Genomic DNA, 19,256 nt, shown 5'->3' with positions numbered 1-19,256 from the left:
TACGCCGCGCCGCCGGCGCAAGGCCGGGGCGTGAGGAGCGAGGAGCTCCGCACCCGGCTGAGGCGCGCGTCGGGCGCCAGCCGGTGATCAGCCGACGCGACAGGTGTGGAACCTGTTCGACCGGATGTTCCCGAAAGCGGCCGGAAGCCGGTCGATGCCCTGGCCGGGCCGGAGGGTCAGCGCATCGCCCTTGTAATGGGTCTTGCTGTACACGGTGACGCAGCGCCCCCACACCCCGTCACGGGCCCGCCACGTGCCGGGGCCGTTCCACACCGAGGCCCCGCCGTTGAGCCCGACGTAGGCGGTCGTCTCCGGGTACCACGGCATGTCCACCGCCACCGGGCTCACCACCCCGGTGTACGAGGGCCCCGTCCACCCGCACACCCAGCCGGGCGAGCAGCGTTCCGACACCGGAGTGACCCCGGGCGGCCCCGCCGAAGCCACGGGTGCGAGAGCGAGTCCCGCGGCGAGCAGCACGCCTACCGCACCCCCGCCGAGGCCCGCCCGTCCGACGACCGAATGGCGCATAACCCCATCGAAGCCCCGATCGGCGAAGATCGCATCGTCGGCCGGAGCCCGGCTTCAGGCTCCTGAGGTCAGGCTGCGGCGGGTGCGGCAGAGGAGTTCCAGCGCCGTGTCCTCGGCAGCGCGGTCCGTGCCCAGGAGTCGGTTGCAGTGCAGGTGTACGTAGCTGTGGCACAGCTCGGGCAGCGTCTTGCCGAGTTGCCCGCGGCGCTGCAGATCTGCGAGCCGGTCGGCGACGTGTGCCAGGTGAGGACGGCGCCGGGCGAGGACGTCGCCGACGGGACGAGGGGGTGGTCCGCGCAGCAGGTCGCAGAACTCCGCCTTGCGGGAGCGGTACTCCGCTCCCGCGAGACGTCGCCGGTCAGTCGCCCGGTGGTAGAAGCGGAGCCTCTCGGCTTCGCTCAGGCCGAGCCCGGCCAACAGGTCGTCGATGGTGAGCAGCGCCAGGCCCGTCCTGTCGAGCCGGGACTCACCGGCGTGGTGGAGGGAGAGCAGGTCGAGGACGGCCGCGCTGTCGGCGGAGTAGAGCCGTTCGGTGACGTCCATCCCGGTGAGGCCGCCGTAGCGTTCGACCTCGCGGTCGTACACGTCGAAGGTGAACCGCGAGACGTGGCCGTCGGCGAGGAGGGTGCCGGCCCAGTCGCTGAGCGCGGGAACGAGTACGGAGGGGTTGCCGCGCAGGCGGAGCCGCAGGTGGGGTTCGGGGTCCGCGTAGCGCAGGAAGACGCGTCGGTCGCACTGGCCGTCGAGCGAGCGGACGAGCTCGCGGACGCCGCCGACGAGCAGGGATTCCTCCTCCTGCCGGTCGCCGTACAGCTTGACGAAGGTCCAGTCGCTGCCCGGAGGGCGCAGCCGGTCCGTCCGCGCCACCCGGGCGGCGCCGCCGGCTCTGCCCGGTGGAACGGAGCACGGGACGGGGGCGTTGCGGGTCATGGAGACCACGAGTTCGACGGTGTGGGGGCCGTTCGGCCCGCTGACCCAGGCGTCGTCGAGGCCGGGGAGGGCCTCCTGGAGGACGACGCTGCCGCCGGGCCGCAGCAGGTTCAGGGCTCGCCGTATCTCGTTGGTGTGCGCGTGCGCGGTGGTGTCGACGAGGAGCCGGTGGTCCGCGGCCGTGTCGCTGCTCGTGAGGTACGCGTAGCGGGGCACCCGCCACTGGCGGCGCCAGGCGTCGAACCCGGCCGGGAACCGGTCCGGCTGTCCGGAGGCCATCTCGTGCGCCGTGGTGCGGTCGATGCGCCACTGGGCCGGGCGCAGGACGATCCGGCCGGAGGTGACGCGGGGCAGGTAGGGGAAGTCGCGGGCCGGGCCCCAGTCGAAGCCGACGATCTGGGCGGTGCCGTCGCGGCTCACGTCGGCGAGGAAACGGCAGACGGCGGGGGCCCGGATGCTGTTGAGCATGTGTCCCGAGCAGACGCCGACTTCTCGGGGTTGCCCGGTGCCGTCGTCCCAGAGCAGTGCGAACCTGCCGTTCGTGATGCGGACCGCGAGCTGGTCGAGGGGGATGGAGCGGGCCGGCCCGTCCTCGGCGCTGGTGCGGATGCCGACCTCGTGGTCGCGGACGGCGGGCCGGACGACGACGTTCGCCGAGCGGGTCTTCTCGGGGAGGTACACCAGTTCGGCGAGAACGCGGCCGGTTTCGACGGCTCGTTCGGCGTCGGCGATGTCGCGGAGGGCGGAGACGGCGCCGGTGAGCATGCCTGCGAAGCGGCCGAGGTTGCGTCCTGCTGCTCCGGCGCCGACGTTGGGGCCCACGACCAGGTGGAAGTCGCCGGCGTCGACGGCGGCGGGTGACGGGGCGGAGACCATGGCGTAGAGGTCGAGCGAGGCGGGGAGCCGCTCGGGGCCCGCCTCCCAGAGGGCGAGTCGTTCGATGGTGTCCTGGTCGAGGTCGATGCTGGGGAGGTGGTCGTGGAGGGCGCCGGTGGCGAGGCGGAGCAGGGTGTCGGTCCGGGCGGCTTTCGCGGGAATCACCGGAGGGAGGAGCGACGGTGAGCCGAGGCCCATGACGGGATCGAGGAGTTCGAGGACGGGCACGTCGCGGTCGGTGCCGTAGCGGGCCTCGAACGCGTGCCTGTACGCGCTGATCTGCGGCAGGCCGAAGGGGAACGGGGTGAGCCGCAGCAGCAGCTCTGCCGCCCGGACCGCTTCGTCGGCCACCTTGCGGGACACGTCGCGGGCCGCCAGCGGCAGCACCGTGTCGACCTGGAGCGGTGTCGGCGTCTCGAAGCCGGTGACGCGGCGGGCGTGGTCGGCGAGCGCGGGGAAGGCGGCGGCGCCGCTGCCGGCCGGCTGCGTCTCCCAGTCCCGGATCGCGGCCAGCAGTTCGGCGAGTTCCGCGGCGGCGGCGACCGCGGCGGCTGCCGGTATCCGGCCGAGGTGGTCGAGGACGTGCGCCGCGGGGTCGAGATGGGTCAGGGGTGGGCGGAGGTCCGTCAGGAGGAACGCGTGCCGCCACAGCCGGTACAGCAGATCGTGGACCTTGTCGGGCGTGGCTCCGGCGACGGTGTGCAGGAGGTCGGCGGCGAGGTCGGCGTAGGGGACGGGTGTGCGGGCCAGGGCGAGGGCGCGGGTGACCGCGCCGGTGGCGCGGAGGGTGACGTTCTCGCCGCCGTTCGCCCCGAGGGCCGCTTCGACACCGCTCAACGTGATCCGACCGGCGCGGTGCAGCACGGCCGGATTGGCGATGACCGTGGTCGCCTCCCGGACTTCGGCCCGCGATTCGAGGGTGGTGACGAAGTGCACGAGGGCGTGCATGTCGACCCGGGCGTGGACGTCGGGGGGCTGGTCGGCGAGGCGGACGTCGGTGACCGGCCCCCACCGGCCCAGGGCGACGCCGGCGTTCAGCCCGAAGGGAGTGGGCCGGGTGCTGAGGCGGATGAGGTAGCGCAGGATGCTCGACTCCAGGCGCCGCCGGTCGCGTTCGGTGGGTGCGGTGCTTTCGGTGCCCTCGGTGCGTTCGGTGGGTTCGGGCCCCAGCAGTGCGGTGGCGAGGGGCAGCGAGGACACGACCACGGCACGCCGCGCCTGCTCGTCGTCCCGGACGCGGGCGGTTGCGGACGCCCGCCCGAGGCCCTCGGCCGCGGGGTAGTCCGTGACGGGCAGGATCGGGGTGCGGATCACGAAGTGGTCGAGGCAGCGGTAGAGCCCCGCTGCCCGGCTCGGGGCGGCCCGCCGCCGCATGCCGGGGTCGCGGGAGGCGTCGGCGCTCATGACAGCAGGAAGAACCGGTCCCAGGAGGGTGGTTCGAGGGTGACGGCGGCAAGGAGGGCGAGGGCGACCCCTGCGGCGCCTTCGAGGAGGCCGGACCGGTCCTCGCGGGCGCCGTCAGGCTCGACACTGCGATAGCCGTAGGGCGCCTGCGGCTGGTACTCGCCGAGCAGTTGGTCGACCAGGCGGCGGGCGCCGTCGTTGATCTCCTCGTCCCGGGTGTCGGCGGCGAACCGCAGCGTGACCTGAAGGAGCCCGGCGATGCCGTGGCAGAACCCCGGCGAGTCGATGCGCCGCCGGGCGACGGGGCGGCGCAGGACGGCCCGCATGGCCGAGACGGCCGTACGGGTCAGGTCGGGGTCGCCGAGGGCGGTGCCGGCGAGCCAGAGGGCGCGCGCGACACCGGGGCTGCCGTAGCACCAGGCGTCGCGGGCCGCCGACGGCGCGGCGGGGTCCTCACCGAGCGGGACCACCGCCGGGTACGCCCCTCCTCCTCCCCGGGCGTCGTCGACCTGGTGGGAGGCGAGCCAGGACGCCGTGCGGCGGATCGCCTCGGTGTGCCCCTCGCCGATCGGGCCGTCGGCGTGGGCGAGGGCGAGCAGGGCGAGGGGGCCGGTGATGCCGTGGGCGAGACCGCAGTTGGCGACGGCGGTCCCGTACCGGTCGCGCATGCCCTCGTCCGTGATGAGGGCGTGAGGGGTGTGCCAGGCGGGGACCCCGTCGACGGCACGGGACAGGTCCACGAGCCAGGCGAGCACCGTGTGGAGGGCGCGGTCCCGGGCCGGGCCGGCCGGACGGGAGTGGAGGTACGCGGCCACGCCGGTCCACCCCGATACGAGGTCGAACGCGCCGACGGCGAGGCCCTCCCCGGTGACGGCGGGAAGGCGTCGGGGGATCCGGGTGTACAGGCTGTCGTCGATGCCGCCGAGCAGGGTGCGGTACCGCTGTCCGCCGCGGGCCAGGTACGAGGTGGTGAAGGCCACTCCGGTGAGGCCGGCGAAGAGCCCCAGGGTGCCCACGGGGTCGGAAGCGGTGCCGTCGACGGCGCGGCTGAGGTGGTGGTGGGCGACGAGGTCCCAGCCCTCGCCGGGCAGGCACCGGTCGAGGTGTCCGAAGGCGAGGGCGAGGCCGCACGCGCCCTGGGCGGTGCTGTGGGTCGTCCACCGCGGGCGTCCGCGCAGCGGCACCGTCCGGGCCGCGGCCTCGACGGTGTCGGGGTCGCGCAGCCGCGAGAGCACGTCCACGCATACGGCGCGCACCGCAGCGGCGGTCTGCGGATCGCCGACGGCCGGCTGCCAGGTGGGCGGGGCCATCAGCCTACCTGCGGGGGGTGCTCGACGATGCGGCGGATGACGTGCTCACCGGCGACCCTGCGGGTGACCCCGTCGGCCCTGACCTGGCTGACTTCCAGGACGTAGTGGTCCTCGTAGAAACTGCGGTCGCACTCCGAGGTGCAGGAGCCGCAGGTCCCACAGGTTTCCGTCTCGTTGGGGGTGTCGAGCGCGGGGCAACTGCCCGCGCAGGTGCTGGCACAGCTGTTCGTGCATTCGTCGCCGCAGGTGCTGGCACAGCTGTGGGTGTCCTCGATGACGAACTTGTCGACTTCCCGCGTGGTCATCTTGACGCGGATGTCCAGGTCGAACTGGTCGTCGCCGTACACGACGTGTGCTTGCTCGTCTTCCATGGCTCAGCCCTCGGTATCGGTCACCGAGCAATGTCCTCACTCCCACGATGGCACCGCAGGTGAACGCCGCAACCCGGGCTGCGGCCACAGCGCTCTGGGCAGGTCGGCCGGGGTGCGTCGACACGGCGTTGGACTCTCCCACCGTGGGAGGGTCCACCATGAAGGCGTGCGAGACGAACTCCTCACCATCGGGCGCTTCGCCCGTCTGTGCCGGCTCAGCGTCAAGCAGCTCCGGCACTACGACGAGACGGGTCTGCTGGTTCCGGTCCATGTGGACGCCGGTTCCGGCTATCGCTATTACGCGCCCGAGCAGGCGCGTGACGCCCTGACCATCGCGCTGCTGCGCGAGATGGACCTTCCCCTGGCCGTGATCGCCCGGACGCTGGCCGCCGGTCCCGGGCGAAGGGCTCGGATCCTGCGCGCGGAGCGGGACCGGCTGGCCGAGCGGATCAGCAGGGACCAGACCCGGCTGACGATGCTGGAGCGGCTGGCGGAGGGCGGTCTGCCCGGCTACGAGGTGACGATGTGCAGGGAGCCGGAGCGACGGCTGGCAGTGGTACGAGCGGTCTGCACCCCTGCGGGAATCGGAGCGGGGGTCGGGGAAGGCGTGGGCCGGCTGCTGACCGCGCTCGGCGGCGCGGACATCGTGTGGGAGCCGCCGCTGTGGGGGCTGTACCCGCTGGACCTGGAAGAGCGGATGGAGATCGCCGTCGGGGCGCAGGTCCCCGCGGGCGGCCACGGGGAAGACGTGCCCGGCGGTCCGGACCTCGTGGTGCTGCCGGGCGGTCCGGTCGCGGAGACCGTGCACGTCGGGCCCTATGCCCAACTGCCCCTGGCCTACAACGCCCTGTTCGCCGCCGTCCACGAGCGCGGGCTGCGTCCGCGAGGACCCGTACGCGAGGGGTACCTCGTCGGACCGGCAGAGGCACCACGAGAAGAACTGATGACCCGGTTGGTCATCCCCGTCGAGGAGGACACGGCGTGACCACGGTAGCGGGCACCGATGCCCGAGGCATGCAGCACTGCGAGACGACGGCGCTGGGAGTGCTCCTGCGGCACGAGGGGATCGACCTGTCCGAGCCCATGCTGTTCGGTCTCGGCTCCGGTCTGTCCTTCGTCTACTGGGACGGCAAGAACATGGACTTCCCCTTCCTCGGGGGACGCGTCAAACCCTTCGAACTCACCAGGAACCTGGCCGCCCGACTCGGGCTGGAGCTCCTGGTCCAGGAGACCGCCTCCCCCGGCAGGGCATGGGAGAACGTGACGGCCTGCGTCGACGCCGGCCGCCCCGTCGGACTACAGCTCGACAGCTACCACCTGGACTACTTCCGGTCGAAGATCCATTTCGGCGGCCATATCGTCGCCCTGTACGGCTACGACGAACGCTCCGCGTACCTGGTCGACACCGCGCAGCAAGGCGGAGCGGTGTCCACCAGCCTGACCGGCCTCGCCCGGGCCAGGGCCGCGCGCGGCCCGATGACCGCCAGGCACCGCTCCTTCACGGTCACCGCTCCGAAGGATGTGCCCTCCCCACGGCAGCAGATCGTCCCCGCCATCACCGCCTGCGCCGACGCCTTCCTCAACCCGCCCATCGGCAACCTGGGTCACCGGGGCGTCGAGAAGGCCGGCAAGCTGGTCCGCACGTGGCTCCAGCGCACCCGGGCCCCGCAGCGGGACCTGCCGCAGGCCGCCCGCCTGATGGAGGAGGCCGGCACCGGGGGCGCCCTGTTCCGCAACCTCTACCGGGACTTCCTCACCGAGTGCACCGGCCTTCTCGACAGCAGCCACCTGCGCACCGGCCGTGCGCTGTACGCCGAGGCAGCCACCCTGTGGACGGAAGTGGCAGCTCTGATCGAGAAGGCCGGTGAATCGGGCGAGGCGCAGTTCCTCACACGAGCCGGTACGGTCCTCAGCGAGCTTTCACGCGTGGAGCGCGAGGCCATGCACGCGCTGAGCCGTCTGAAGGTGTGAGGCACGGCGGGCGTGGCCTTGGTTCCGGACTCACGGCTTGTCCGGACGGTCCTTCTGCTGCGTGGGCCGGAGCGCGTGGGCGAACACGTAGTCGCCGACGTCGGTACCGATCTTCCTGCCGTCCTCGGCGTCCCAGCGGAAGTGCACGCCCAGCCAGAGTCGGCTGAACTCGCCCTCCTCGGCGACCTGGCTGAAGCTGTTCATGCGGCGGTACCGCACGAGGGTGTGCGGGTCCTCGGACTGTGCGACGAACGAGGCCTCGTCACGGCCGAAGTAGTTCTGCATCGCGGCCGCCCACGCACCCGTGAAGTTGGCGTGCCCGGAGGTCCAGGCGGGGAAGCACGGGGTCCACGGCCTCCCCGCCCGGTCCGCGCTGAGGGGCTGCCAGTCCGCGTTCTCGCCGCCCGTCGCCTGGATCGCGGACACCGGACGCCACTCGTTCATCGGGGAGTCGAACTTGCTGTCCCAGGCCGTGATCCCGGCGTCCGCCAACGACAGGGCCGACAGCGCGAACAGGCGCGTGGTGTCGTACGTGTTGAGCTTGAACGTCTTCGCGACGGTTCCGGTCAGCTGGAGCAGTTGGCCCGGGGGGTGGTAGGTGCCGTTCAGGTCGTGGTCCCAGAACCAGCCGACGACGGTCTGTTCGTGGGTGCGCTCGGTGGAGTCGACGGCGCCGACCCGTCGCACCTCGTCGACCTGGGCCGCGTATTCCGGGCTGTTCACCATCTCGTCGTAGGAGGTGAAGCCCCGCAGGGTGGGGGGCCGGAACTGCGAGCCGGAGCGGATCACGAACGGCTTCACCTTGCCCCAGTTCGGGGTCACCGCGTCGCTCGGCTGCTGGCAGGCCCCTTCGTCGGCCGTCGCCGCCTCACCCGTCGGCCGCCAGGCTCCGGGCGTGGTGGTGTCGCCGTCGTAGACCTCCGGGTTGTCCGAACCGTCGCCCGCCCGGGCCTTGTTCATCTGCCGCACGACGCGGTCGACCACCAGCCGGTCGAGGGGGTCGTAGGCGTGCGGGGAGCGGCCGGTCCGGGCCTTGTACCGGGCGTCGATGAAGCCCTGGTCGCCCGGGTACAGCTCGGAGATCATCCGGTAGGCGGTGCGGTCGATCAGCCGCTCCTCCTCGTCCGGACTGGGCTTCGAGGAATCGCTGGCGTACTTCAGCGGCCGGCTGAGGTACGGCTCGTACTTCAGGGTTCCGTACGTGTTCTGGTAGGCGCTCTCGGCGTTGTAGATCGCCGCGAAGACCATCGCAGCGGACCTGGAGAGTTGGCCGGGCGAGGCGTCCGAGCCCCGCGCGTTGCGGAACGTCTGCAGCAGGACCTTGTTCCAGTACTGCGTCGGATCGCCCTTGTGCCCCGTCACGGCGGCGGCCTGCGGCGCACCGGCCGCCACCGGACTCAGCCCGGCGAGCAGGGCGCTGGCCACGACGACGGCCCGTAGCCGTCCCAGGCGCCCGCCGGCGCGGGACTTCGAGTGCGGGGGCACGGACTTCGCGGCCGGCCGAAGGCCATGATGGGGTGTGAGGGGCACGGCTTTCCTTCCGTCGTCGCTGGTCGACGGCGGAAGCATAATGTCCGAAATGCCGAGCTTGAGGTACACCGCGCCGGTATGCAAATGACCGCATTATTCATCATTATTTACACAAAAGCGCTGATCCGATCACATGCGGCGGCCGGACGGGCCGCAACGGCGACACACGGTGGAATGCGGCAACATCAGTCGTCGAAGGGTTCGAACCCGGCGAGCGCAGTCCAGTCGAGAGGACGCACGATCGTGGCCAGGTGGGCGAAGGGATCCAGCGCCGCCGCCTGGAACCACATCACCGAGAGCACCGTCTCCCCGAATTCCGGGACGCCCTCGGGCGTCCACTGCGACGTCAACCGAGCACGGACCCTCATGCGAGGCAGCCACTCCTGGACCCGCGCCTTCTCGTCGGCTCGGAGCGCGTCGAGATCGTGCACGTACAAATGCGGCGTCGCCGCCAGCTGTTTGTCGATGCCGATCAGACGAAAGCGACGATGGAGATGCGGCGTCCCCTCGAGCATGCCCTCACGGTCGTCCGATACCGAGAGCGAGCGCAGCTCCGCACGAATCGACCCCACCTGATAGCTGCGCAACTCGTCGTTCCCCCACTGGATCATGGGCCAGAGGGTATGTGCGTCCGCCGTGCGGACCATAGTGCGGGGTGTCGGTCCGCTCCAGGTGACCGGGGTGGGGGCGGTCGCGCGGGGGATCGCCGAAGACATCCACAGCCCGAAGCAGTCGTCGTCCTCACCGTGCAGGAGCACCTGTACGCACTCCGGCTGCTTCCAGGCAGCGCCTACGGGTCCGCGAGTACCCCGCGCCGCCCGCGAATGGGCCGGCCCGCGGCAGCTCTCCTCCGCGGCCGCTGCGGCGGGCGCGAGCCCGACGTCGAGGGCGCAGCGGAGCCCGGACGGCTCGCGGGCGACCTCTCCGTCGGGCATCCCGGAGTGCAGGGGTCAGGGGCGGATGGTGTCGACGGGCGGCTTGGGCAGCCAGGCGGCGGTGCCGACCTGGCCGAGGCGGGAGCCGATGGCCCCCTTGATGACGGCGAGGCCGGCGGGGAGCGCGGCGACGGCGGCGGCCTGCAGGACGGACAGGTCGACGATGTCGGTGGTGGCGCCGGCCAGCAGGAAGCCGAGGAAGGCCTCCAGGTACGTGAGGACGGTGCGCTCGGCGATGTCGGCGACTATGCGGGGCGCGGGGGCGGTCTGGGACAGGGACACGGGGCTCTCCTCGGGTCAGGGGGTGGCGGTGAAGCCGTGGCGGGCGGCCAGTCGTTGCAGGGAGCTGAGGCCGGGTATGCCGTCGGCGGCCCGACCGGTGTAGGAGCCGCCGGCCGCGCTGCGCTGCCAGGCGGCGTACGCGTCGCGGGTCCGGGTTCCGTAGCTGCCGTCGGCGTAGCGGGCGTCGAGGAGGCCTTCGGCGACGAGGGCGTCCTCCACGACCCGGACCTCGTCGGCGTGGGTGGTGTGGCCGTCGGGCGCGGGGATGTCGGCCTCGGCCGCGGCCACGAGGTGCGCGACGCTGATCCGGGGCGTTCCGGTGTCCGCGGCGTCGGGGATGTCGTTGCCGCGGCCGGTGACGAGCAACTCCCAGGTGGTGGGGCCGGGGATGCCGTCGGCGTCGGAGCCCGTCCAGCCCTGGGCGTACTGGAACGCTTCGGTGGCCCGGCGGTCGGCCGTGCCCCACTCGGGGCCCGGACCGACGCGGTAGAAGCGCCCGCCACCGCGGGAGACGAGCATCCGGCCGAGCCGGGTGACGTACTCGTTGACCGCGCCCGGCCCGAACCGGTCCGCGCCGGGGAACGCGTCCCCGGCGGCGGGCGGTGCTCCTCCGCCGCCGGCGCCGCCCAGCACCTTGGAGGTGTCGAGGGCACCGGGGTCGCCGTGATCGTTCCCGGGGACGTCGCAGTGCCCGAAGTACCCGCCCGAGTTCTGCCACACCGACCGCGAACGCGGCTTGTCGGGACCGGGGTAGGGGGCGGGCGGGCCGGCCGGGAACTCGTCGGGGACGCCCCAGGAGCGGGCGGCGGCCAGGACGGAGCCCCATCCGGGCTTCTGGGCGGGGTCCCAACCGGTCGTCCACGGGTCCTTGGCGTAGGCGAGGACCTCGATCTGGATGTTGACCTTGCCTTCGCGGTTGGTTCGGCGCTGTCCGTCGTTGCGCAGGGCCCGCGCGGACTCGTCGAGGGGGCCGAGCTGGGCGACCCGGTCGGTGACGGGGCAGTACACGAGCTGGGGCTCGGAGGACACCTCGATCAGGTAGGAGCTGAGGGACTCCAGGTAGCGGCCGCCGGCCGGGGACTCGGTGGTGTGCAGGGTCACGCGGGGCGGGTTGCCCGGGGTGTCCATGGCGCCCCCGATGCTGCCGTCACCGATGCGGATGGCACCGGGGATCCATACGGTGCCCGAGGCCCCGCTGAGCAGCTCGGCCGTCGCGGGCAGCACCGCCTCGCCGGTGCCGGTACCGGTGCCGGTCGGGGTGTGGGGGGTGTGGGGGGCGGCTTCGACTCCGACCGGCTCGTAGACGTCCAGGTCGCCGTCGTCGCGGAGGACGAAGAGGCTGCCGGGTCGGTTGCGGTGTTCGCGGACGAAGCGGGGGGTGTGGTCGAGCAGGGCGATCGCCCGGGCGGTGGCGACGTGTGCCTCGTCGACCTCTCCGCAGTAGGTGGTGGATCGGTCGGGGTGGACGATCGCGGCGTGGAAGGACGTCATGGGCACGCTCCTCGGGCGTGGAGTCGGATCGCGTCGACCGGGCGGTGCGGCGCGGCGAGTAGGCGGGCGGACGGAAGGCGCGGTCACCGCCGACGCCCGGGGCCAGGGCCCCGGGGGCTGCGCATCCGCAGCGGCCTCGCCCCGTGCGAGGGCGACGACCGGGGCGACGACTTCGGGGGCTCCGGCCGGGCCGGAGGTACGCCAGTAGGGGACGGAGTCGAGGTGGTGGCCGGCCGGGTTGGACCGGGCGTTGAACCATGGCAGACCGACCATCACCGGACCGTTCTGCGAGGCGGCTGCCGGGGAGTGGGCCTGGGGCGGGTGGCGGGGTGGCGCCGATCGGCGCCGGGAGCGGCCCCGGGAGCGGTGCTGCGCCGGCTGGCTGAGGCGTCGTCAACGGGCGGTGAATCCCCAGGCGTGACCATGCCTCTACGCTTGGGCTCCGGCAGGCCGTCGCCGGACGGCCGTTGAGGGAACGGAGCTGAGACGGTGCCGGTGCCATCGGAGCAGGCGAACGACGGAGGCCTGGTCGGCAGTGCACTCGGGGGGCGCTACCGGGTGACCGAGGTGCTCGGCCGGGGCGGCATGGGCGTCGTCGCGCGGGCGGTCGACGAGGTGCTGAACCGTGAGGTCGCCGTCAAGCTGCTGCGCGCCTACACCGACACCAGCCCCGCCGAACGGGCCGACCTGCGGACCCGGATGCGGCGCGAGGCACAGGCCGCCGCGCGCATCCGGCACACCGGCGTGGTCACCGTGCACGACGTGACCGAGGAGCAGGGCCTTCCGGTCATCGTGATGGAGCTCGTCGACGGGCCCTCGCTCGACCGGGTCGTGGCCGAGCGCGGCGCGCTGGACCCGTACGAGGCCGCCGCCATCGGCGCCAAGCTGATGGACGCGCTCGACGCCGCGCACCGGGCGGGCGTCCTGCACCGGGACGTGAAGCCGGGCAACGTGCTGCTGGAGCGCGGCGGCCGGGTCGTGCTCACCGACTTCGGCATCGCCAGCATGCAGGCGTCCGACGACGAGGAGTTGGCGAAGCTGACCCGCAGCGGCGAAATCGTCGGCTCGCTCGACTACCTGCCGCCGGAGCGCGCCCAGGGCCGGGAGCCGGGACCCGCCTCGGACATCTGGTCGCTGGGGATGACCCTGTACGCGGCGGTGGAGGGCGTCTCGCCGTTCCGCCGGACCTCCGTGTGGTCGACGCTGTCCGCCATCGTCGCCGAACCGCTGCCCGTGCCACGGCGGGCGGGGCCGCTGGGGCCGGTGCTGTCGGCGCTGATGGCGAAGGAACCGGAGGGCCGGCCCACCGCCGACCAGGCCCGGGCGATGTTGGAGCGGGTGGCGTCGGGTGCCGCCGGCGAGGACCCGGCGCAGCCGGCTCCGGCCGCGCCCCGGGCTCCCGTCGTGCCGACGTCGGCTCCGGTCGCCGTCGCGCCGACCCCTACGGCGCCCGTTGCCGCCGCCGCGCCGGCCGCCGCGCCGGCCGCCGCCGTACCGCCTGCCGTGCCCGTCGCGGTGCCGCCTGCCGGCTTCGGTCCACCGCCCCCCGCCGAATCGTTTCAGCAGCCGCACCACACCCCCGCTCCGCACCCCGGGTTCCCTCCGCAGGGCGGGCCGTCGGAGCAGCCTCCCAGCGCCGCCGTACACGCCACCGGGGCGACGGCCACGGACCGGGCGCGGCGCCGCGGCCGGGTCGCGATCGCCGTGGCGGTGGTCGCCGTACTGGCCACGGGAGGCGTCACCTACGCCATGACCAACGGGGGCGGCGGAGCCCGCCGCCAGGCCTCGGCGACGCCGCCGGCGACCGGCCCCGAACAGCAGGCGTCCGGCGGCGCGTCGGGCGCGGCCGGCCCGGAGCCTTCCCCCTCCGGTACCCGGGCCAAGCCGTCCGCCACTGCCTCGAAGAAGCCGGGCACGGCGTCGCCCTCCCCGAAGGCGTCGGCCTCGGCCGCCCCTGCCCAGCCCAGCGCCGTACCGACGGGCTGCGCCGGCTGGACCCACAAGGACCCGAAGCCGGGCACGTACGGCTACATCTCGGGTGACCACCACCTCCTGGCCGCGCCGTACCAGAACTGCACCGCAGGTGCCCTCGTCAAGGACGGCACGAAGCTCTGGTACCACTGCTACGTCGTCAACCGGTACGGCAACCAGTGGACGTATGTGCGGGTGGAGGGCACGAACACCACCGGCTGGCTGTACAACCGCGATCTCACCGGCCAGAAGGGTTCCTCCCCCGCCTGTTAGGCGCCGTCCGGCGCCCGGCGGGATCGCGCGGGTGCACGGTGTGACCGTGGTGCCGGTCGTCGCCCGGGTTACGGGCGGCGGCGGCCGTCGCTGCCGGAACTCGCCCCGGCACGGGCCGCACTGGCCCGCCGCATCGTCCGCTACCACGGCTTGCCGGCTCGTCTTGCTCGGCCAACCCATCCCTCGCGGCAGCGGCGACCTCGCCGATGAGGGAACTGCTGTCGAATAAGTGTCCATGAGTGTCGTTTAAGTGCCATGAGCGGCGTATGGTCTTGCGTATGAACCTGACGGAATGGGCGCGCGCACAGGGAATCGCCCCTCGCACTGCGTACCGCTGGTTCCGTGAGGGCACGTTGCCGGTCCCCGCGGAGCGAGTGGGGCCGCGCACGATCCTGGTGAACATCGACGCGAACACCTCACCCACCGTGACTGGCGGGGTCGGCCTGTATGCCCGGGTCTCCTCTCACGATCAGAGGCCGGACCTGGAACGGCAGACGGCCCGTCTGTCGGCGTGGGCGGCGAAGGCCGGGCACAAGGTGGTCCGTGTCGAGTCCGAGATCGCCTCGGGCATGAACGGTGCCCGGGTCAAGGCCCGGCGACTGCTGGCCGACCCGCAGGTGACGACCGTCGTGGTCGAACACAAGGACCGGCTGGGCCGGATGGACGTCGAGCTGGTCGAGGCCGCCCTTTCCGCGACGGGCCGCCGCCTGGTCGTGCTCGATGACGGCGAGGTCGAGGACGACCTGGTGCGGGACATGGTGGAAGTCCTGACGTCGTTCTGCGCCCGCCTGTACGGGCGCCGGTCAGCGAAGAACCGTGCCCGCAAGGCTCTTGAGGCGGCAGCCGCCGATGAGTAAGAAGCAGCTCCGCCCCATCGACACGCCGTTCGTCGCCCTCGGGCCGTCCGGGGTGGCGATACGGACCCGTCTCAAGCAGCTCACCCCGGCCGACGGGAAAGTTCTTTGCCAGGTCGGTGAGCATCTGGGGCGGCTTGCGTCCCGGGATCTGGCCCTGCGCGCAGTGCAGGGCCTGGATCACAGCGCCGAGTCGTGGGCTGCCCGTAAGCAGGGCCTGACGGCTGAGTCGTCTTCCCGTTGGGCAGGCAGCATCACGAAGGCGTCGCACGATCAGTGGGCGCTGTCGCGGCGCTGTCAGCTCGCGCACGTCCAGGGCCTGGAGGCCGGGGTGCGGACGCTGCTGCACCGCCTGTCACTGCCGGTCGGGGAGAAGGGCAGCAAGCGGGCCCCCGGCGGATACCGGTCCAAGCACGAATGGTTCGTCAAGTCCCGGCGCCTGGCCGTGCTGGAACACCGCCTCGATGTCGCCCGTGCGGAGCATGAGGCCGGTGTCGTGCACGTGGTGCGTGGTGGCCGGCGTCTGCTGAACACCCGCCACAACCTGAACGCGGCCGAGCTGGCCGAGGCCCAGTGGCGGGAACGCTGGGAGGCCGAGCGGTGGTTCCTCGCCGCTGACGGCGAGTCCGGCAAAAGGTTCGGGAACGAGACGATCCGCGTGACACCGGACGGCGAGGTCTCCCTCAAGCTGCCCGCCCCGCTCGCCCATCTGGCCAACGCGCCGCGCGGCCGGTACGTGCTGGCCACCCAGGTCGCGTTCGCGCACCGGGGCGAGGAGTGGGCCGACCGCATCTCGGGGAACCGGGCGGTGGCCTATCGCATCCACCTGGACGTCGAGCGGGGCCGCTGGTACCTCACCGCCTCCTGGCACAAGCCGATCGTCAAGACGGTCCCGCTGGAGGCGGCCCGCGCCGCGGGCATGGTCGGCGTGGACACCAACGCCGACCACTTCGCCGCCTACCGCCTCGACCGTCACGGCAACCCCGTCGGCGACCCCAAGCGGTTCTCCTACGACCTGACCGGCTCCGCCGGCCACCGTGACGCCCAGGTCCGCCACGCCATCACCCGCCTGCTGCACTGGACCAAGCGGTGCGGCGTCGCGGCGATCGGCATCGAGAACCTGGACTTCGCCGCGGAGAAGACCCGCGAGAAGCACGGCCGCAGGAAACGGTTCCGTCAGCTGATCTCCGGCATCCCCACCGGCAAGCTCAAGGCCCGCCTGGTCTCGATGGCCGCCGAGCAGGACATGGCGATCGTCGCGGTCGACCCGGCCTACACCTCGATCTGGGGCGATGAGCACTGGCGCAAGCCGCTCACCAACCCCCGCCGCAAGATGTCCCGACACGATGCCGCAGGTATCGCGATCGGGCGACGCGCCCTCGGGCACCCGATCCGGCGACGGACGGCACCGCCCCACGACGACCAGAGCGATCGCCGTGGGCATCGGACCGTCCAGGCCGAACCAGGTACCCAAGGACGTAAGGGAACCCGCCCACCCGTCACGGAACGTGCACACGATGCACGCACCCGAACGGGGACAACGAGAACGCGGGCAACCAGCGCATCCAACACCGTTCGGGATGCGCGCAGTTCCGGGACGTGGGTACAAAGCTCACTCCTGGACACTGTTTAGGAACGGTTGGTCTCCCAACGCCAGCGGTCTCATGGGGCGACTGGACCATCACCCCGACAGCCCCACCCGGGTGGCTGGACGCGCCATTGACATGGCCCGCAGGCACATGCGACAAAGACGCTACGCCTTCAGGCCGTCCGATGACCGCTGCGCCGGAGCCCGGCCCGCCCGGGTCGGCAGCGCCGCGTAGTCCGCCCTCGCTGCGACCGGCTCCGCGGCGGTGCGACTCACCCCTCTCCATCACGACGATCGGACCTGAACTTGTCACTCATCCCCGGTTCGCGTGTGCCCGGACGGACCTGGACGGTCCGACTCACCGGCCACACCGATCACAGCGCGTCCGTCAGCTGCAGCACCGAAGCCTGTCGTATGCCGCCCCGCTCGAAGGACACCGCCTTCCTGAAGCGCTTCGCCGCTGACCACGCCAGAGCGCACGCCCGGCTGGCCACCGTCCGCCCCGATGCGGCCTGTGCCTGCCGGGCCAGGCAGTGCGCGCTCCACGAGGAGCGCGTCCAGTGCACCGGTGCCACGCTGCTCGTCCTGGTGCACAACGCGGCCGTGGGGCAGGTCTGGACGGTGGCCGAGGTCTGCCAGGCCTGTGCCCCCCTCATCCCCCACATGTCCGTCCTCGGCCGGGCGCAGCGGCCCGTCCCGGTCGGCGCGGCCGCGAGCACGAGCCCGGTGTCGACCCCGCCCAACGCCAGACCGGCTCCGGCGCCGGTCCCGGGCGGCTTCTCCTCACCGCAGGCGGCTCCCGAATCACCCACGGGCCGGCGCGGACCGCGCCGTGACGCCCGTCGCCGCCGAGCGTCCTGACCATCGCCCGTGCGGCGTACGCACGCGCGGCGGCCTCGCGGTCGCCCGTGTCGGCGCCGGAGACCGCCCGTCGGGGAAAGAGAGAGAGGGTGGCATGGGGGACTCCGCAGGGGATGCGGCGGCGGCCGTGCTCGACGCGTACCGCGGTGAGCTGACCGGCTACTGCTACCGGATGCTGGGGGCGTACTCCGAGGCCGAGGACGCCGTTCAGGAGACGCTGGTGAGGGCGTGGCGCAGCATCGGCCGCTTCGAAGGGCGGTCGTCGCTGCGGTCATGGATCTACCGCATCGCCACCAACGTGTGCCTGGACGCCCTGGCTTCCGGCCGGCGCAGGGCACTGCCGATGGACCTCTCGGGTCCGGCCGAGGGCGCCACACCGCCGGGTGCGCCGTCGGACGGCACGCTGTGGATCGAGCCCTGCCCGGGCGGCGGTGGTGACCCCGAGACGGCGGCGACGACGGGCGAGTCGGTGCGGCTGGCGTTCGTCGCCGCGCTGCAGTACCTGCCGCCGAGGCAGCGGGCGACCCTGGTCCTGCGGGACGTACTGGACTTCTCCGCCCGGGAGGTGGCCGACCTGCACGGTTCCACCGTGGCGTCCGCCAACAGCGCGCTGCAACGAGCCCGCGCCACACTGTCCGCGCGCCGCCAGGGCGCAGCCGACGGGCCCTCCGCCACCCCGCCGCCCGATGCCGTACAGAGGGCGCTGGCCGCGCGCTACGCCTCGGCGTTCTCCCGCTACGACATGGACGAGCTGGGCATGCTCCTCCACGTCGACGCCACGCTGTGCCTGCCCCCGTACGCCAAGTGGATGCGCGGGGTCGGCGACATCCGGGCGTGGCTGACCGGTCCTGCCGTCGGCTGCCGCGGTTCCCGCCTGGTCCCGACCGTGGCGAACGGCTCCCCGGCGTTCGGCCAGTACCGCCCCCGCCCGGACGGCGCCGGCTACGAGCCGTGGGCCCTCCAGGTCGTCGAGTTCGCCGACGACCGCATCACGGGCATCACGGCCTTCCGCGACACCGCTCGCCTCTTCCCCCGCTTCGGCCTACCGAACCGCCTCTCCTAGGACGCCGGCTCCACGTGCCCGAACCAGTGGTTCTGGAGCGTCTCCCCCCATGAGGAGACGTGGACGGTCAGCGCGCAGGGGCCGAGGCCGGTCCTGGCGGCGCCGCGCCGGCGGGCCGGGGCCGGAATCCAGGTCGGGGCCGGGTCGGCGCCAGGTCGGGGCCGGGTCGGGGCAGTTCACTGGCTAGGGTGATCCGGTGATACGCGTCGCCGATGCCGACCGGCTTGCCCTGAACCTGCTCGACGCCCGTCTGGAGGCGCTCGTGGACGGGGCGGACCTGCTGCCGCTCCCCGCGCCTTCGGCGCGTCTCGCTCCGGACGGGGCGGGCGAGCTCGTGCGCTGGGTCCTGGACCGGCTGCACGGCATGTCCCGCGAGCCGGCGGAGGTCTTCGGCATGCAGGTGCGCGGCCTCCTGACGGAGTTCCGCAGTCTGCGCTGCCCGTGGAACGCGGCCGTGCTGCGGTTGCTGGACGACCCCTACACCTTCGTCGCCACCGGCCCGCGCCGGCACCGGGACTGGGCGTACGACGTCCTCGCCGTGATGCACCGGCGGGTCCGCGATCCCCGCGGCTGGATCCGCCTGGACGCGGACCGTGTCAACGACGCCCGCCGGGGGTTGCCGGCGTACCCCTTCGAGCCGCCGTCCGCAGCGGAGTTCCCCGCCCGCCTGTACCCCCTGGAGGCGGATGCGGCCGTCGGCGCGCTCGCCGTCATGAGCGAGGAGTGGCAGTCGGAACCCCGCCCCGTCCGTTCCCGTCCGGACCGGGACGCGGTGCTGGCCCACGCCCGGATCGTGCTCGACCGGTACGGCCCCACCGCGCGCTACTGGACCAACGCGATGGCTGCCGCCACCGACCGCGCCCCCGACTTCGTCAGGGCCGGCCTCCAGGGGACCCGCTCCCGCACCTTCGTCACGTCCGCCTACGTCAAGGGTCTCGACCTGCTAGAGGACCTGGGCCTGATCGCGGTCACCGACGAAGAGGTCGGCGTCTTCTGGTCTTTCGGCGCTTACTGATGC

General features: G+C 72.8%; 16 protein-coding genes. 8 read left to right on the top strand and 8 right to left on the bottom strand.

Going from position 1 to position 19,256, the window contains the following annotated elements:
* Positions 1-87: 87 nt before the first annotated feature.
* From ACSHWO_RS37020 to ACSHWO_RS37005, 4 genes are read right to left on the bottom strand one after another with little or no spacing between them, the layout of a single operon-like run.
* On the bottom strand, positions 88-528 hold the full coding sequence (locus tag ACSHWO_RS37020; protein ID WP_438319659.1) for a hypothetical protein: 441 nt from the start codon (positions 526-528) through the stop codon (positions 88-90).
* Positions 529-582: 54 nt separating this feature from the next.
* Entirely contained in the window at positions 583-3,738 is a 3,156-nt protein-coding gene (locus ACSHWO_RS37015; RefSeq protein ID WP_438319658.1) for a lantibiotic dehydratase, read from the bottom strand.
* Complete coding sequence (locus ACSHWO_RS37010) at positions 3,735-5,048, bottom strand: lanthionine synthetase C family protein (protein WP_438319657.1); 1,314 nt, start codon at positions 5,046-5,048, stop codon at positions 3,735-3,737. Before ACSHWO_RS37010 ends, ACSHWO_RS37015 begins: the two co-directional genes overlap by 4 nt.
* A complete protein-coding gene (locus ACSHWO_RS37005; RefSeq protein WP_438319656.1) occupies positions 5,048-5,419 on the bottom strand; it encodes a hypothetical protein in 372 nt (123 codons plus the stop codon). The genes ACSHWO_RS37010 and ACSHWO_RS37005 overlap by 1 nt, the downstream gene beginning before the upstream one ends.
* A gap of 166 nt (positions 5,420-5,585) precedes the next feature.
* Between ACSHWO_RS37005 and ACSHWO_RS37000 the strand changes: the two genes are divergently transcribed.
* Both ACSHWO_RS37000 and ACSHWO_RS36995 read left to right on the top strand, forming a co-directional pair.
* Positions 5,586-6,404 carry a MerR family transcriptional regulator gene (locus ACSHWO_RS37000; protein WP_385844929.1) on the top strand — a complete coding sequence of 273 codons (819 nt, stop codon included), beginning with the start codon at positions 5,586-5,588 and terminating at the stop codon, positions 6,402-6,404.
* Positions 6,401-7,390 (top strand): BtrH N-terminal domain-containing protein, encoded by a 990-nt coding sequence (locus ACSHWO_RS36995; protein WP_438319655.1) that lies wholly within the window; start codon positions 6,401-6,403, stop codon positions 7,388-7,390. Before ACSHWO_RS37000 ends, ACSHWO_RS36995 begins: the two co-directional genes overlap by 4 nt.
* A 30-nt stretch (positions 7,391-7,420) precedes the next feature.
* On the opposite strand, the gene ACSHWO_RS36990 is transcribed toward ACSHWO_RS36995, so the two are convergent.
* From ACSHWO_RS36990 to ACSHWO_RS36975, 4 genes are all read right to left on the bottom strand, one after another.
* Complete coding sequence (locus tag ACSHWO_RS36990; RefSeq protein WP_438319654.1) at positions 7,421-8,875, bottom strand: vanadium-dependent haloperoxidase; 1,455 nt, start codon at positions 8,873-8,875, stop codon at positions 7,421-7,423.
* Positions 8,876-9,105: 230 nt separating this feature from the next.
* The gene (locus ACSHWO_RS36985) at positions 9,106-9,531 is read right to left on the bottom strand and encodes a hypothetical protein (RefSeq protein WP_438319653.1); all 426 of its coding nucleotides are present in this window, start codon (positions 9,529-9,531) and stop codon (positions 9,106-9,108) included.
* A 339-nt stretch (positions 9,532-9,870) separates the two neighbouring features.
* Positions 9,871-10,137: a hypothetical protein gene (locus ACSHWO_RS36980; RefSeq protein ID WP_361096390.1), complete on the bottom strand. Its 267-nt coding sequence runs from the start codon at positions 10,135-10,137 to the stop codon at positions 9,871-9,873.
* Positions 10,138-10,152: 15 nt separating this feature from the next.
* Positions 10,153-11,628 (bottom strand): peptidoglycan-binding protein, encoded by a 1,476-nt coding sequence (locus tag ACSHWO_RS36975; protein ID WP_438319652.1) that lies wholly within the window; start codon positions 11,626-11,628, stop codon positions 10,153-10,155.
* 495 nt (positions 11,629-12,123) lie between these two features.
* On the opposite strand from ACSHWO_RS36975, the gene ACSHWO_RS36970 reads away from it, so the two are divergent.
* From ACSHWO_RS36970 to ACSHWO_RS36945, 6 genes are all read left to right on the top strand, one after another.
* The gene (locus ACSHWO_RS36970) at positions 12,124-13,872 is read left to right on the top strand and encodes a serine/threonine-protein kinase (protein WP_438319836.1); all 1,749 of its coding nucleotides are present in this window, start codon (positions 12,124-12,126) and stop codon (positions 13,870-13,872) included.
* A gap of 278 nt (positions 13,873-14,150) precedes the next feature.
* A complete protein-coding gene (locus ACSHWO_RS36965; RefSeq protein WP_438319651.1) occupies positions 14,151-14,729 on the top strand; it encodes an IS607 family transposase in 579 nt (192 codons plus the stop codon).
* Positions 14,722-16,359 (top strand): IS200/IS605 family accessory protein TnpB-related protein, encoded by a 1,638-nt coding sequence (locus ACSHWO_RS36960; protein ID WP_438319835.1) that lies wholly within the window; start codon positions 14,722-14,724, stop codon positions 16,357-16,359. Before ACSHWO_RS36965 ends, ACSHWO_RS36960 begins: the two co-directional genes overlap by 8 nt.
* A gap of 369 nt (positions 16,360-16,728) precedes the next feature.
* A complete protein-coding gene (locus tag ACSHWO_RS36955; protein WP_385844949.1) occupies positions 16,729-17,175 on the top strand; it encodes a hypothetical protein in 447 nt (148 codons plus the stop codon).
* A gap of 94 nt (positions 17,176-17,269) precedes the next feature.
* Entirely contained in the window at positions 17,270-18,238 is a 969-nt protein-coding gene (locus ACSHWO_RS36950) for a sigma-70 family RNA polymerase sigma factor (RefSeq protein ID WP_438319650.1), read from the top strand.
* 196 nt (positions 18,239-18,434) lie between these two features.
* A complete protein-coding gene (locus ACSHWO_RS36945; RefSeq protein ID WP_438319649.1) occupies positions 18,435-19,253 on the top strand; it encodes a hypothetical protein in 819 nt (272 codons plus the stop codon).
* Positions 19,254-19,256: the final 3 nt, after the last annotated feature.

The organism is Streptomyces pallidus (ex Mingjun et al. 2026) (genome assembly GCF_051550185.1).
Classification (GTDB): Bacteria; Actinomycetota; Actinomycetes; order Streptomycetales; family Streptomycetaceae; genus Streptomyces.
Note: the sequence above shows the minus strand (reverse complement) of the source record. Positions and strands in the feature narration are given on the sequence as shown.

Bases quoted from the DNA above. Each gene is read 5' to 3' on its own strand.
- ACSHWO_RS36975 (WP_438319652.1), bottom strand. From the start codon at position 11,628: ATGACGTCCTTCCACGCCGCGATCGTCCACCCCGACCGATCCACCACC.
- ACSHWO_RS37015 (WP_438319658.1), bottom strand. From the start codon at position 3,738: ATGAGCGCCGACGCCTCCCGCGACCCCGGCATGCGGCGGCGGGCCGCC.
- ACSHWO_RS37005 (WP_438319656.1), bottom strand. From the start codon at position 5,419: ATGGAAGACGAGCAAGCACACGTCGTGTACGGCGACGACCAGTTCGAC.
- ACSHWO_RS37010 (WP_438319657.1), bottom strand. From the start codon at position 5,048: ATGGCCCCGCCCACCTGGCAGCCGGCCGTCGGCGATCCGCAGACCGCC.
- ACSHWO_RS36965 (WP_438319651.1), top strand. From the start codon at position 14,151: ATGAACCTGACGGAATGGGCGCGCGCACAGGGAATCGCCCCTCGCACT.
- ACSHWO_RS36985 (WP_438319653.1), bottom strand. From the start codon at position 9,531: ATGATCCAGTGGGGGAACGACGAGTTGCGCAGCTATCAGGTGGGGTCG.
- ACSHWO_RS36950 (WP_438319650.1), top strand. From the start codon at position 17,270: ATGGGGGACTCCGCAGGGGATGCGGCGGCGGCCGTGCTCGACGCGTAC.
- ACSHWO_RS37020 (WP_438319659.1), bottom strand. From the start codon at position 528: ATGCGCCATTCGGTCGTCGGACGGGCGGGCCTCGGCGGGGGTGCGGTA.
- ACSHWO_RS36960 (WP_438319835.1), top strand. From the start codon at position 14,722: ATGAGTAAGAAGCAGCTCCGCCCCATCGACACGCCGTTCGTCGCCCTC.
- ACSHWO_RS36955 (WP_385844949.1), top strand. From the start codon at position 16,729: ATGCCGCCCCGCTCGAAGGACACCGCCTTCCTGAAGCGCTTCGCCGCT.